Consider the following 13,929-nt stretch of genomic DNA (forward strand, 5'->3'; position numbering starts at 1 on the left):
ATGGCTGAGGTTTTGAACTTCGAGCACAACGGCATTACCGTCAATGCCACTGAATCCCCCGAGGCCATGGGTGGTCTGGGTGACAACGTCATCGGTCTGGTCGGCACCGCGCCGAAGGCCGATCCGCTGATTCCGCGTAACGCGCCGTTCCGTATCAACAGCTTCACCACCCACGCGTTGCTCGATCCGACCGGTTCGGAAGAGGGCACCCTGTACCACGCGGTTTACCAGATTCTCAAAGTGGTCAAGGTGCCGGTGTACGTGGTGATCGTCGAAGCGGGCGCGACCCCGGCCGACACCGTTAACGCAGTGATCGGCGGCGTCGAGCCGGCGACCGGCCGCAAGCTCGGTCTGGCCGCGCTGGGCAGTGTCCCGGAAGACCTGACCATCATCGGCGCGCCGGGCTTCACCGGCACCAAAGCGGTGGCCAGCGAGTTCGCCTCGTTCGGCAAGCGCATCAAGGCCCGTGTGGTGCTGGACGGCAAGGACGCTTCGGTCGCTGATCAAGTGCTGTACAGCCAGGAGCTGGGCGGCGCCGACCTCGGTTTCGACCGTTGCCTGGTGGTGCATAACATGCCGGCCGTGTATTCGAAAGCGGCGAAGAAAAACGTCTTTCTGTCGCCTTCCAGCCTGGCGATTGCCGCGCTGGCCAAGGTCAAGCAATGGGAGAGCCCGGGCAACCAGGTGACCTATGCCGAAGACGTGTCGCGGGTCGTCGAGTACAACATTCTCGACACCTCCACCGAAGGCGATCTGCTTAACCGCTACGGCGTCAGCTACTACGCCCGCACCGTGCTCGGCGGCTTCTCTTTGCTGGGTAACCGCTCGATCACCGGCAAGTTCATCAGCTACGTCGGTCTGGAAGATGCGATCAGCCGCAAGCTGGTCAAGGCCGGCCAGAAAGCCATGGCCAAGAACCTCACCAAGTCGTTCATGGATCAAGAGGTCAAGCGCATCAACGACTGGCTGCAGACCCTGGTCGCCGACGAAACCATTCCTGGCGGCAGCGTCTATCTGCACCCGGAACTCAACAGCGTCGAGAAGTACAAGAACGGCACCTGGTACGTGGTCATCGACTACGGCCGCTACGCGCCGAACGAACACATGGTTTATCAACTCAACGCCCGCGATGAAATCATCGAGCAGTTCCTGGAGGACGTTCTCTAATGTTTACCAACCGCGTAAGACAGGCCATCGCGGCCACCCTGCAAGGCCTGCCGTTGTCGGCGACCGTTGAGGAATTCACTCCGCCGAAGATCGAATTCGACGTGGAAGAAATGCGTGGCGGCCGCTTCATCGTCGAAGAAATGGCCAAGGGCGGCAAAGCCCTTAACGCCAAGCTGACCCTGCAAGGCATGGGCACAGAAGTCATGCTCGCACTGGGTGTGAAGCTGGGCGACGACATCCTGCTGAACGTGCGTGAAGCCGGTCAGGACCAGGACGGCAATACCTGGTTCACCTACCACACCGTCGGCGGCAAGCTGAAATCCCTGGAAGAAACCGCAGTGAAGATGGGTGAGAAACCCAAAACCAACCTCGAACTGTCCTGCCGCACCTACAACCGCCTGGAAAACGGCGTGCCGGTGATCGACATCGACGTGCGCACCCAGAAGTTCGTGCTCAACGGCGTCGACATCCTCGGTGATGCCCGCCGTGCGGTGCTGATGCCGTAATCCCTCACTGCACCGCAAAACCTGTGGGAGCGAGCCTGCTCGCGAAGGCGACGGCGCATTCAACATTTATGTGCCAGACACACCGCTTTCGCGAGCAAGCTCGCTCCCACACTGAGGCCGGTTGACTGGCCTACCTATGCAACACCCCTCTCAAGAATCACCAAGGAATTCATTCATGTCGTGGATGCCACCCAAGCATGATTTGCTGTCGCCGATCACTGGCGATGACGGCTCGCAGATCGAACAGATCCAGCTCAAACCGCTGTTCTACGCCGCGCAAAAAGAAGCGCTGGAACGTGCCGGTGATGACGAAGACGATCAGTTCTTCGAACTGGCGCTGCTCGCCACCGGCCTGTCGGTCAAGGAACTCGACCAGCTCAAGCGCCCGGACTATGTGAGCATCGCCCAGTACGTGCACGAGATGTCGACCCGTCCGACGGCGTACTTCCTCGATCAGGTCGAAGACGCGGAAAAATCCGCCGATCCCGATCAGATCCAGCTGCTGCAACCGCTTGCTGTCACCGGCCGCACCGTCACCTCGCTGAGCCTGGAAATGCCCGTGCTGCGCGCCACCAAAGTGATGAAAAAACTGAAAACGGCCAAGGAACGCGCCGAGTTCATCACTGCTCATTGCGCTGGCCTGATGATCCCCGATCTGGCCCAACTGACCGTCCCGGACTGGACGCAATTGCAGGTGCGCATAGACGATTTTTTAAACCAGCCGGCGGCCTACTTTCGGAACGCGACATCGAAGTAATCCTCGATATCGTCCCGCTCATTTACCCGGTAAGTGAGGCGGAGATTCTGGAATGGGACGCCGAAAAGGCGTTGCGCCGCTACGACATAGCGATCACTCGCCTTGGCGTGAAACAGGAGTAGAGCGGCATGGCAGATGATAACTATGCGTTGACGTTCGCGAAGGTCAATCAAGGGGCCCTGACGTCTACGGCATTGTCTGGGGCGGGGGCTGAACCGGCTGCTGCGGCAAGGCTTGACGGTGGGTTTGCCGGGCTGAGTCTGGCGTTGATCGATGCCACCGTCGAGCTGCGCAATTTGACGGCAGAACAGATCCAGCTCAGGGATGTGCTGGGATCGATACACGAGGTGTTGACCTCGCAGCGCTCGTTGCAACAGGCAATGAATGATCGCCAAGCGCAATTGGGCGCTGCGGCCGCTGGCAGTGAGCAAAGAACACCGCGAAGCGCGGATGCTGGCGATCTTCCGCCTAAGCGTTTGCAAACGACCATCGAGCTCGACGCTGCGATGACGAAGCTTGGCCGGGTTGAAGGGCTTGATAATCATCAGCGTCAATCTCAGTTGGTCATGCTGGAGAAAATGGCCACTGAAGGAAAAGTCGCCGCGGGCGGAACCACCGCCCTTGATCTGATCGACGTCAAGCTCGCCGCCGCAAGGGCAGGGGTGGGGCGTCCGCTCGATGGCAAGGGCAACGTTGATCCGGTTGCCGGGCGAAAAAACCTGGTGGACTTCACCCGAGACACAGGCGTCACCGCAACAGCGTTTGGAATGAAGGCACTGGACACCGCCGATATGTTGATCGGCTGGCGTACCTCGATGAGCCTTGAACGACCACAAACGCTCGATTTGGCCGACGCCGTCACTGTGCTCGGCGCTAGCCTGAGTGCTCCGATGGCTGACATCGGCGCGATTCTCGGCAGTTACGGTGCGTCGGGAAAACGGGCCGGATTGTCAGTCGAGGAATCGGCAGCGTTTTCTGCGGCGTTGCTCAATGCAGGCGTCAATCGGGCGGATGCCGGAGTGGCGTTCGAAAAAATCACCACGACCCTGGCCTTGGGGGATAAGGCCACGCCCTCTCAACAGGCGGCGATGGTGCAGTTGGGGTTCAATCCAGAAACCCTGGCTGCCAATATGAAAGCCAATGCCCCTGACACAATCCAGAAGGTGCTTGAAGCACTTAAACAGCAAAATCCTGGTCAACAATTGGGTTTGTCAAAGACGCTGTTCACAGTCGACCGGCCGATTATTCAATTGTTGGAGAACACCGGTGAAGTGCAACGCGCGTTTTCTCTGGTTGCAGACAAACAAAGCTATGCGAGTTCGGTTCATGGTGAAGAGGGGGGCGCGCTTAATCAGGCCTCGCTGGCGCAATCGAATACATCGCAAGCGCGATGGAATGCACTGGATGCGAGCCTTGATCGGTTGTCCGCAGGGTTAGGCAACGCCTTGGCTCCTTTAACCGATGGCGCGGCGGTGGTTCTCACGTCGCTGGTCAAGGGTGTGAGCGCCGCAGTAGAGGCGCTTCCGGCACTCACTGCCGGCCTGGTTCTGCTTGGTGTTGCAGCTTTACCGTTTGTGGGCGGCGCGTTGAAGTTGGGCGTGGCGTCGGTGCTCGACCTGGTTGCCAAAAAGCTGTTGCGTCTGGCGACGACGCGATTACCGACTGATATTGCCGACGCAATTACCGGCGATGACGATGGCGATGGACGCCGGGGCAAGAAACGCCCAGGTCGTGGACCCGGTCGACGCTCACTGGTCAGAGCACCGGCTCGTGCGACTGTCCCACGCGTCACCGGAGGAGGTCGCTTGGCAGGTATGACGGCCAAAGTCGCGCCGCTTTTTGATCAGGTGAAAATCGGGCTCAAGCTCTGGGGCGATGACATCGCTGGCAGCAAGCTGAGCTCCAAACTAAAAGGGCCGGCCGTCAAACTCGCTTCTCTGGCTGAGGGGGTTGGCGCAAGGGCCATGCCTTCGATTGCCAAAGCAATGCCCTTCGTCAAGGTCGGTGCGCCACTGGCCATCGCTCATGCTGCGTACACGGGGCTGAAAGGCTGGCGAGAGGGCGATGATAAAGCGGTAAAAGGCGCCGCCGGCGAACTGGCTGGAACCGCTATTGGCGCCACCATCGGCACGTTCATTGCGCCGGGCATCGGTACTTTCATTGGTGGGACCTTGGGTGGAATGCTCGGATCCTATCTGGGGGAGCAACTGGCGACACCGCCTGAGGACAAACTCGCGCCACCGGCGCAGGTTGCGAAAGACCTGTCTAGCGCGCAGACCCAAAACCAGCAAATCACCTATGCGCCGTCGATACAGATCAGCGGCAGCGAAGTGGCCAGTTCCGAGAAGGTTGGCGCAATGATCTCGCAGGTCATGCAAAACCATTTCAACAGCCAGTTTGTTCCGGTGATAAGCACCAACCCCCTCGCCACCCGCCGTGACGCAGCCCTCACCGATGGAGTCGCCTGATGAAACAACAAATGGCACTTGGCAGTTTCATCTTCGGCCTGTCCCGCGAATTTGCCTACAGCACGCTGGCGCGAAAATCCGATGGTGGCTGGACTGAATTGCCGATCCTTACTAGCAAACCCAAGTCTCATCAGACCGGGCAGAAGCCCGAAACCCTGACCATTGGCGGCACCTCGATGTACGCCGTGGCCATGGAACGGCTCGATGAACTGCGTGCGCTGCAAGCCTTGAGAATACCGCTGCCGTTGATCGACGGCATCGGTCGCAACTGGGGTTTGTGGCGGATCACCAGCGTTCAGGAAAACCAGAGCGAGGTCATCGATGACGGCACCGCGATGGTGATCAAGTGGGTACTCGAATTAGCGGAGTTCAACAATGCGTAAGGTCCGAAGCGTGGCCGGTGATTCGGTCAATCTGTTGCTCTACCGCGAGGCCGGTCGCTCAGACGATCAGGCCGAAGCAGCGTTGTGGAAGCTCAATTCGAACTTGGCCGAATACGGCCCGGTTTTGCCGGCGGGCGTCTGGGTAACGCTGCCCGAACTCGACAGCAGACCCGCTGCGATCAAACCGGTTTTGGCCTGGGACTAAGGAGGTTGCATGGCACAGGGATTTACACCGGCGATCGAAATCTACGGGGCCAACCATGCGCTGCTGAACCAGCGCCTGATCAGTTGGGAACACATTGATGCTGCCGGGATGGAGTCCGATCAGCTGACACTGGTGATCGACCTGGAAGGCCTCGAAGGCTTGCCGACCCTGGGCGGAACCATCGGCCTGCGGGTTGGCTATCTGGAGTCCGGGCTGGTCGAAAAGGGCCAGTTCAAGGTGACTCGATTGACCCCGACGCTGTTCCCGTTACGCCTGACGCTGGTCGCCACGGCCGCGCCTTTCAGTGGCAAGGACGAGAGCGGATTCAAGGAGCGGCGCACGGCCAGTCATGGCCCGACAACCCTTGGCGGACTGTTTCGCGAGCTGGTCTTGCGGCACGGATTTTCACCGCGCGTCGATCCCGAACTGGCGCTGATCAGGATTGCCCATGTCGACCAGTCGAACGAAACCGACATGGGCTTTATCACACGCCTGGCGAGCAAATACGACGCGGTGGCCAAACCCTACAACGACCTCTACGTACTGGCGAAACCGGCGCAGCTCAAATCATTGTCGGGTCAGGTGATACCGGACGTCAGGTTGTCGGTGACCAGCAACAATCGACCGGGTGATCACGCTTTCATCAGCGCCACACTGGAAGAGACCGCTCGCACCCAGAACCAGGGTTGCAAGACCTGCTTCTGGGACGGTGCTGTCGGCAAGCTGCAGGAGGTGATCACCGGTTCCGCACCCTACAAGGTCATTCGCCAGAAACAGGCGAGTGAAGAAGAAGCCAAAGCCATCGGCGAAGCCGAAGTGCGCAAGATGCTGCGCGAGAAATACACGCTGAAGGTCACCTGCCCGGGCGATCCGCTGCTGGCCGCCGAAGGCCTGTTGGTGCTGGATGACACCTGGCCAGACTTCATGCGCGGTCGCTGGTCGATCAAAAAGTCACCGCCAGTGGCAAGCGCGAGGAAAGCTATCGCTGCCTGATCGAAGCAACCGGCCTCGACCCCAAAGCCTGATCCCTGCACAACATCCCGTGGGAGCGAGCCTGCTCGCGAAGAGTCCGGCATGTCCAACATTGATAGTGACTGTCCCAGCGCTTTCGCGAGCAGGCTCGCTCCCACATTGGGTTCTGCGTTAACTCCTCTAATTTCTGGAGCACCTCCATGAAGATCACTCCGATCCTCACGCAGTTGCGTGAGCAATGCCCAACCCTGGCCAATCACATTTCGGTAGGCGTCGATCTGGCGTTGCTGCAAGGCGACCCGAATCTGCCGACACCTTCGGCCCACGTCACACCACTGGCCGATCTCGCCAGCAACAGCACCGCACAAAACCTCACCACCCAACCGATCCGCGACCGCTTCGAAGTGACCCTGGTGCTCGACACCACCGACGCTACAAAAGCGCTGGATCTGTTGCACGACCTGCGTGCCGAACTGTGGCGCGCACTGGTGGGTTTCAAGCCTGGAGCGGGCTACGACGCCATCGAATACGAAAGCGGCGAACTGCTTTCCATCAGCAGCAGCCGCGCGTTGTACCGCTTGCGCTTTTTCACCGAATTTCAGCTTGGCCGCAATCTGCCGGGGCAGCCCGCAGAGAGTTGGCACGAGCGTGAACTGGACGGTTTGTCGTCCTTTACCGGGGTCACCGTGCGGGTCGATGCGATCGATCCGGCCGACCCCCATCTGAAACGCCCAGGGCCCGACGGGCGCCTGGAACTGACTTTCTCTGGAGATGTAACCCCATGAGCGAACGCATCACCGTGCTGCCGGCCCCAGGCCGTGTCGTGCCGGACCCGGAAGCGGGCGATCTGTTGCCCCTCGAGGGCCGTGAAGTGCCGGACAACGCCTGGTGGCGTCGACGTTTGGCCGATGGCGATATCACTACCAAAGCCGTGAAAGCGGCAAAACCACAGGGAGCCAAATAATGGCGATCGGATTCAGCAACATCCCCGCGGACATTCGTGTTCCGCTGTTCTACGCCGAGATGGACAATTCGGCAGCCAATAGCGCGTCGTCGGCCATGCGTCGTTTGATCGTCGCTCAGGTCAACGACAACATCGCACCGGCCGATGTCGGCAAACTGGTGCTGGTGTCCAGCGTCGCGCTGGCCAAAAGCATTGGCGGCCAAGGTTCGATGCTGGCCTCGATGTACGAAACCTGGCGCAAGACTGACCCTATCGGCGAGATCTGGTGCCTGCCGCTGCACAACACCACCGGCAGCATTGCCAAAGGTGTGGTGACCCTGACCGGCGCAGCGACTCAAAGCGGTGTGCTCAACCTGTACGTCGGCGGCGTTCGCGTTCAAGCGGCCATCGTCAGCGGTTTCACTGCGGCTCAAGCGGCCACCGCGCTGGCGCTGAAAATCAATGCGTCGGCCGACCTGCCGGTGTCCGCTGTTGCGGTCGAAGGCGTCGTGACCCTGAGCGCCAAATGGACCGGCGACAGCGGCAACGACATCAGCCTGCAATTCAATCGCCTGGGTAAGAGCAATGGCGAAGAAACCCCGGTCGGCCTGACCTCCGCCGTCACTGCCATGACCGGCGGCGTCGGTGTGCCGGATCAAGTGGATGCCGTGGCAGCGCTGGGCGATGAGCCGTTCGAGTTCATCTGCATGCCGTTCTCGGACCTGTCGACCCTCAACACCTGGCAAGCCGTCATGGATGACAGCACCGGTCGTTGGTCCTGGGCCAAGCAATTGTTCGGTCACGTCTACAGCGCCAAGCGCGGCACCATCGGTACCTTGGTTGCTGCAGGCCAGGTGCGCAACGATCAGCACATGACCATTCAGGCGCTGGAGCCGGGCGTTCCACAACCGTTCTGGGTTCAGGCTGCGGCACTGGCTGCACGCACTTCAGTGTTCATCTCCGCCGACGCCAGCCGTCCGACGCAAAGCGGCAGCCTGCCAGGTCTCGACCCGGCGCCGGCCAGCGAACGTTTCACCCTGACCGAGCGTCAGTCGCTGCTCAACTACGGCATCGCCACCGCGTACTACGAAGGTGGCTACGTGCGCATTCAGCGCTCGATCACCACCTATCAGAAGAACGCTTACGGCCAAGCCGACAACTCCTATCTGGATAGCGAAACCATGCACCAGTCGGCGTTTATCGTACGTCGCCTGCAAAGCGTGATCACCAGCAAATACGGTCGCCACAAACTGGCTTCCGACGGCACCCGTTTCGGCGCCGGCCAGCCCATCGTCACCCCGAGCACCATTCGCGGTGAACTGATTGCCCAGTACGCCAAGCTCGAACTGGAAGGCCACGTGGAAAACGCCGAGCTGTTCGCCGAGCACCTGATTGTCGAGCGCGACGTGCAGGACCCGAGCCGGGTCAACGTGCTGTTCCCGCCGGATTACATCAACGGTCTGCGCGTGTTCGCACTGCTCAACCAATTCCGCCTGCAGTACGACGACGCCGCTTAATAACCGCGTTTGAGTATGTGATTTCAGCCCACCCCGTGTGGGCTTTTTATTTGAAGGGAGAAACACCATGGGTCAACTGATTGCGGGCACCTGCTACGTCAAAGTGGACGGCGCTCAACTGACCATCAATGGCGGCTGCGAAGCCCCACTGATGTCCACCAAACGCGAAACCGTCGTACCGGGTTTCTACAAGGAAACCGACGTCGCACCGTCGTTCAAAGTGACGGCGCTGCACACCGCGGACTTCCCGCTCAAGCAACTGATTGCTGGCACCGACATGACCGTCACCTGCGAATTCAGCAACGGCAAAGTCTACGTACTGGCTGGCGCCTATCTGATCGAAGAGCCGGTTTCCAAAGGCGATGACGCCACCATCGAACTGAAGTTCGAAGGCATCAAGGGGACCTGGCAATGAGCGGCGCCGTGAAGCTTCAGGTTGCGATCGAAGCTCACGGCGAGCCGTTGACCGAACTCAACCTGCGCCGTCCGACGGTGCAGGAGGTACGGGCAATCAAGGCGCTGCCGTACAAGATCGACAAGAGCGAAGAGGTCAGCCTCGACATGGACGTCGCGGCCAAATACATCGCGGTCTGCGCCGGTATTCCGCCGTCGTCGGTCAACCAGTTGGACCTGGCTGACCTCAACGCATTGAGCTGGGCTGTCGCGAGTTTTTTCATGAGTGCGGCGTCGGAGCCATCACCGACCTGATCGCAGTCGCCTATGACCTGGCCTGGTTCTGGAAGGTTGACCCCGAACAGATGATGGCCAGGCCACTGGATGTGCTCCGCGAATCGCTGGAGCACGCGCAACGGATCAATGCGATGCAGCAGGTGCAGTGATGGCAGACGAAAACACGATAAAAAAATCGGTGCTGTTGACCGGCATCGATGAACTGTCACCCAAGCTCAAAGCCCTCGTTTCGAAGGTCGACAGCTTCAAAAACAACCTTGAACGGGCCGGCCTCGGCAAACTGGATATCAGCGGTCTGTTCAAGGGCGGTAGTGTGATCACGCCGTTCGTGGACGGGATCAAGGCGTCCGACGCGTTCAAGGGCAAGCTGGCCGAGGTCGGTGAGGCTGCAAAAGGCGTCGATATTCCGAATGCTCCCCAAAGCGCTGCGCAATCGATGAATGTCTTCAGCGATTCGATGAGCAAGGTTTCCGCCTCCATTGACGCGGCATTGGCCCCTGCTGTTGGCGCGTTGGTGGTGGGGTTGGAGCCATTGTTGACGGGGGTAGGGCGCCTGGTTGCCGACAACCCGAAACTGGTCGAGACGCTGGCGACTGCCGCCATCGCGTTCTCGGCAATGCAAACGGCGGTCACCGGGGCGACCCAGGTTTTTGATCTGATGAGCTCGGTGCTCAAGGTCAATCCGATCATGCTGATTGCCATGGGTGTTGCCCTGGCCGCCGGTTTGATCATTGCCAACTGGACGCCGATTTCTGCGTTCTTCGTCAACCTTTGGGGCGGCATCAAAAATGTCGCCGCGAGCACGATGGCGGTGCTCGGCAAGGTGTTCAGCTGGACGCCGCTGGGCATGGTGATCGCCAATTGGGGGCCGATTACCGGGTTCTTTTCCAGTATCTGGGAGGGCATCGAAGCCGTGACCTCGACGGTGGTGGGCTACCTGAAAACGGCTTTTTCCTGGACACCTTACGGGATGATCATCGACAACTGGGCCGGGTTGACCGGTCTGTTCTCGGCGATCTGGGAATTGCTCAAGGCCCTGACGGTGCCGGTGATTGATTTCCTCAAAGGCCTGTTCGACTGGACGCCGTTGGGCATGATCATCAACAACTGGGGCGCTATCACCGGTTTCTTCAGTTCGACCTGGACGGCCCTTCAGCCGGCGGCCCAGGTCATCAAGGATTTCTTCGGCACGCTGTTCGACTACTCGCCGCTTGGGATGATCATCAACAATTGGGGCGCCATCAGTGCGTTCTTCGATCCGCTGTGGGCCGCTCTGCAAGCCTCGGCGCAAGTGGTCAAGAATTTCTTCAGCGGCGTGTTCGAGTGGTCGCCGATGACGCAAATTGCGGCCAACTGGCAGCCGATCAGCGAAGTGTTTTCGGCACTGTGGGGCGTGTTGCAAGCGCTGGCCGCACCGGTGCTGGCGTTTCTGCATGGCATGTTCGAGTGGACACCGCTTGGGCAGATCATCAAGAACTGGGGACCGATCACCGAGTGGTTCGGCGAGCTGTGGCAGAAGCTGCAAACCGTGATCGCACCGATCAAGGAGCTTTTCGACGGCGGCTTCGCCGGGCTGGTGGCGAAGGTCACCGGAAAAGTCGAAGGCCTGACCGAAGCACAGCGTCAGACCAATGCCGAAGGCAAAGGTGAACTGGCGCCGGCGTTCTTTGGTGCGAGCCCGACGCCGGCGGCGAACGGTGCATTGCAGGCCGGCTCCCTGACGCAAAACTCCAGCGCCCTGATCCAGCAAAGTGCCGCCAACAACCGTACGCAACTCGAGGGCGGCCTGACCGTGCGCTTCGAAAATGCGCCGGCCGGCCTGCGCACCGATCAACCGCAAACCAATCAACCGGGGCTGGCGCTCTCTTCGCGCATCGGCTATCGCTCGCTCTCTGCAGGAGGTTCCAATGAACTGGCGTGACCGCTTGTTGCCGGCATCCTTTCGCGGTGTCGGTTTCTGGATCGACCAGGCGAAAACCCCGGTGGGTCGTAAAGGTCAGTTGCACGAATATCCGCAACGCGACCTGCCGTTTTTCGAGGACCTGGGCCAGCAGGCCAAGACCCATGATCTGACGGCGTTCATTGTCGGCCCCGATTGCCTGGAGCAGCGCGACAAGCTGCTCAAGGCCCTGGAGCAGGGCAGTGGTGAACTGGTGCATCCGTGGCTGGGGCGGTTGCAGGTCAAGGTCGGCGAGTGCGACATGACCCACACCCGCCAGGACGGCGGGTTGGTGACCTTCGCCCTGAAGTTCTACCCCGATCAGCCACTGCCGTTCCCGACCGCGACCGTCAGCACACAAAAGGTCCTGTTGGCCAAAGCCGATACGTTGCTGGGTTCGGCGGTGGCGCGCTTTGAACAGGCGATGACCCTGATCAAGGCGGCGCGGATCGGCATCGCCAATCTGCGCAACAGCCTCACCGAGGTGTATGGCGTGATCAAGGAACAGCTCAAACCGCTGATCGAGCAGTACCGGCAGATCACCGATCTGGTCAAAGCGGTCAAGGAGTTGCCCAAGGAAGTAGCGGCGGAATTCAAAGGCTTGCTGGGCGATATCAAGTCGCTCAAGGACTTCGCGAAGGAGGGCTATCGTGGCTTGATTGCCGATGTCTCCCAACAACTCGAAGACATCCGCAAGGCCGATGCGCCGAAGCTCACCACCGGTAAGGACACCACCGCCGCCGCGCAAGCCGTGGCCGATCTGGTGCAGGACACGCTGTTGGTCAAAGTGGCGCAATTTGTCGCGTCGATGCCGGTGGCCACCAAACCGGTGAAGACACCGTCGACGCCTTCCGTTAACAATCAGGCCAACCAGCCGATCACTCATCAGGACGTGCCGTCCACCGACGATACGCTGGCGATGCTGAAGAATCTGGTCAGCACGCTGGATCTGGCGAAGAACAAATCCAGCCCTGCGCATCACCAGGTAGCCAGCGATTTGCAGGATGCGTTGGTCACCCACCTCAAGGCCGTTGCGTCCTCGGGTATACGGGTTGTCACTAAAACCATTCAGGAAAGCGCGCCGGCGCTGGTGATCGCCTACAAGTACCTGGGCGATGCCACGCGGGCCCTGGAAATCCAGCAGCGCAACCCGACGAATCATCCCGGGTTCTCACCCAACCAAGTGAAAGTCCCCGGGGAGTGAACCATGAGCGAGATGGATAACCGCGTCACGCTGACGGTCAACAATCTGGAATATGGCGGCTGGAAAAGCGTGGAAGTCACGGCTGATCTGGAGCGCCAGTTCCGTACCTTCAAACTCGACATCACCTGGCAATGGCCAGGGCAAACGGTGGATAAACCGATCAAGCCCGGCGACCCGTGCGAGGTGAAGATCGGCAACGATCTGGTGCTCACCGGCTACGTTTTCAAGGCGCCGATCCGCTATGACGGGCGGCAGATCAGTCTGACCATCGAAGGCAGTTCGAAGACCCAGGATCTGGTCGATTGCGCGGCCATCAATCGCCCGGGTCAATGGCAGGAGCAACCGCTGCTGAGCATTGTCGAGGCGCTGGCGATGGGCTATTCGCAGTCGGTGGTCAACGAGATACCCGAGACAGCACGACTGGCCAAACACACCATCGTGCCGGGTGAAACGGTGTTTCAGTCAATCGACCGTTTGCTCTCGCTGCTGCGGGTGTTTTCCACCGATGACGAGCAGGGCCGGCTGGTGCTGGCCAAGCCCGGCAGCGGCGGTCGGGCCAGTGATGTGCTGGAGTTGGGCAAGAATATTCTCTCGGCCAACGCACCGATGGATCACAGCCAGGTGTTCTCCGAATACCGGGTGATCGGCCAGCAAAAAGGCTCGGACAAGAAGAGCGGGGCGGCGGTCAGCGAAGTCGAATCGATTGCTGCCGACCTGACCTTCAAACGTCGCCGCACCACGGTGATCAACGAAGGCACGCAACTGACCTTTGAGTTGGCGCAGCAGCGTGCCCAATGGGAAAGCGCCACCCGCATGGGCCGTGCACAGACCACCACCTATCAGGTGCAGGGCTGGCGTCAGGCCAACGGCGATCTGTGGCGCCACAACACGCTGGTGCGGGTGAAAGATCCAGTGCTCGGCTTTGATGGCGACATGCTGATTTCCAAAGTCACGTATTCGCTGTCGGCGCAGGGCTCGGTGACAACGCTGCAAGTGGCACCGCCGCATACCTTCGATCCCGATCCCACTCCAGCGAAGAAAACCTCAGCCTGACACCGAACCCTGTGGGAGCGAGCTTGCTCGCGAAAGCGGTTGAGCATTCACCACTGTAGTCGCCTGACCCGCCGCTATCGCGAGCAAGCCCGCTCCCACAGTGGTCTGCGTCGGTCCTGATTTAA

At 60.1% G+C, this 13,929-nt stretch carries 14 protein-coding genes and 1 pseudogene; all 15 read left to right on the forward strand.

The annotated features are described in order from the left end of the window. Positions 1 to 1,167: a phage tail protein gene (locus JFT87_RS10755; RefSeq protein WP_150604687.1), complete on the forward strand. Its 1,167-nt coding sequence runs from the start codon at positions 1 to 3 to the stop codon at positions 1,165 to 1,167. Beyond that, positions 1,167 to 1,673 carry a phage major tail tube protein gene (locus JFT87_RS10760; RefSeq protein WP_085697357.1) on the forward strand — a complete coding sequence of 169 codons (507 nt, stop codon included), beginning with the start codon at positions 1,167 to 1,169 and terminating at the stop codon, positions 1,671 to 1,673. Before JFT87_RS10755 ends, JFT87_RS10760 begins: the two co-directional genes overlap by 1 nt. A 175-nt stretch (positions 1,674 to 1,848) precedes the next feature. Beyond that, a complete protein-coding gene (locus JFT87_RS10765) occupies positions 1,849 to 2,430 on the forward strand; it encodes a phage tail assembly protein (RefSeq protein WP_201201130.1) in 582 nt (193 codons plus the stop codon). Positions 2,431 to 2,558: 128 nt separating this feature from the next. Beyond that, complete coding sequence (locus JFT87_RS10770) at positions 2,559 to 4,898, forward strand: phage tail tape measure protein (RefSeq protein WP_201201132.1); 2,340 nt, start codon at positions 2,559 to 2,561, stop codon at positions 4,896 to 4,898. Then, a complete protein-coding gene (locus JFT87_RS10775; RefSeq protein ID WP_201201134.1) occupies positions 4,898 to 5,281 on the forward strand; it encodes a phage tail protein in 384 nt (127 codons plus the stop codon). The genes JFT87_RS10770 and JFT87_RS10775 overlap by 1 nt, the downstream gene beginning before the upstream one ends. Then, on the forward strand, positions 5,274 to 5,486 hold the full coding sequence (locus tag JFT87_RS10780; protein ID WP_201201136.1) for a tail protein X: 213 nt from the start codon (positions 5,274 to 5,276) through the stop codon (positions 5,484 to 5,486). Before JFT87_RS10775 ends, JFT87_RS10780 begins: the two co-directional genes overlap by 8 nt. Before the next feature lie 9 nt (positions 5,487 to 5,495). Beyond that, positions 5,496 to 6,511: pseudogene (locus JFT87_RS10785) on the forward strand (phage late control D family protein). Between the two features lie 147 nt (positions 6,512 to 6,658). Next, a complete protein-coding gene (locus JFT87_RS10790) occupies positions 6,659 to 7,243 on the forward strand; it encodes a phage tail terminator protein (RefSeq protein ID WP_201201138.1) in 585 nt (194 codons plus the stop codon). Next, the gene (locus tag JFT87_RS10795) at positions 7,240 to 7,422 is read left to right on the forward strand and encodes a DUF2635 domain-containing protein (protein WP_201201140.1); all 183 of its coding nucleotides are present in this window, start codon (positions 7,240 to 7,242) and stop codon (positions 7,420 to 7,422) included. The genes JFT87_RS10790 and JFT87_RS10795 overlap by 4 nt, the downstream gene beginning before the upstream one ends. Beyond that, positions 7,422 to 8,918, forward strand: a complete 1,497-nt coding sequence (locus tag JFT87_RS10800; RefSeq protein ID WP_201201142.1) for a phage tail sheath subtilisin-like domain-containing protein — start codon at positions 7,422 to 7,424, stop codon at positions 8,916 to 8,918. Before JFT87_RS10795 ends, JFT87_RS10800 begins: the two co-directional genes overlap by 1 nt. 67 nt (positions 8,919 to 8,985) lie before the next feature. Continuing rightward, positions 8,986 to 9,333: a phage tail tube protein gene (locus JFT87_RS10805; RefSeq protein ID WP_201195460.1), complete on the forward strand. Its 348-nt coding sequence runs from the start codon at positions 8,986 to 8,988 to the stop codon at positions 9,331 to 9,333. After that, positions 9,330 to 9,626, forward strand: a complete 297-nt coding sequence (locus JFT87_RS10810) for a phage tail assembly protein (protein WP_054047093.1) — start codon at positions 9,330 to 9,332, stop codon at positions 9,624 to 9,626. Before JFT87_RS10805 ends, JFT87_RS10810 begins: the two co-directional genes overlap by 4 nt. A gap of 130 nt (positions 9,627 to 9,756) precedes the next feature. Beyond that, on the forward strand, positions 9,757 to 11,529 hold the full coding sequence (locus JFT87_RS10815) for a phage tail protein (protein ID WP_201201144.1): 1,773 nt from the start codon (positions 9,757 to 9,759) through the stop codon (positions 11,527 to 11,529). Beyond that, complete coding sequence (locus JFT87_RS10820; RefSeq protein WP_201201146.1) at positions 11,516 to 12,751, forward strand: DNA circularization protein; 1,236 nt, start codon at positions 11,516 to 11,518, stop codon at positions 12,749 to 12,751. Before JFT87_RS10815 ends, JFT87_RS10820 begins: the two co-directional genes overlap by 14 nt. A gap of 3 nt (positions 12,752 to 12,754) precedes the next feature. Beyond that, positions 12,755 to 13,804, forward strand: a complete 1,050-nt coding sequence (locus JFT87_RS10825; protein WP_201201150.1) for a phage baseplate assembly protein — start codon at positions 12,755 to 12,757, stop codon at positions 13,802 to 13,804. Positions 13,805 to 13,929 lie beyond the last annotated feature (125 nt).

It is taken from the genome of Pseudomonas sp. TH15, assembly GCF_016651105.1.
GTDB lineage: Bacteria > Pseudomonadota > Gammaproteobacteria > Pseudomonadales > Pseudomonadaceae > Aquipseudomonas.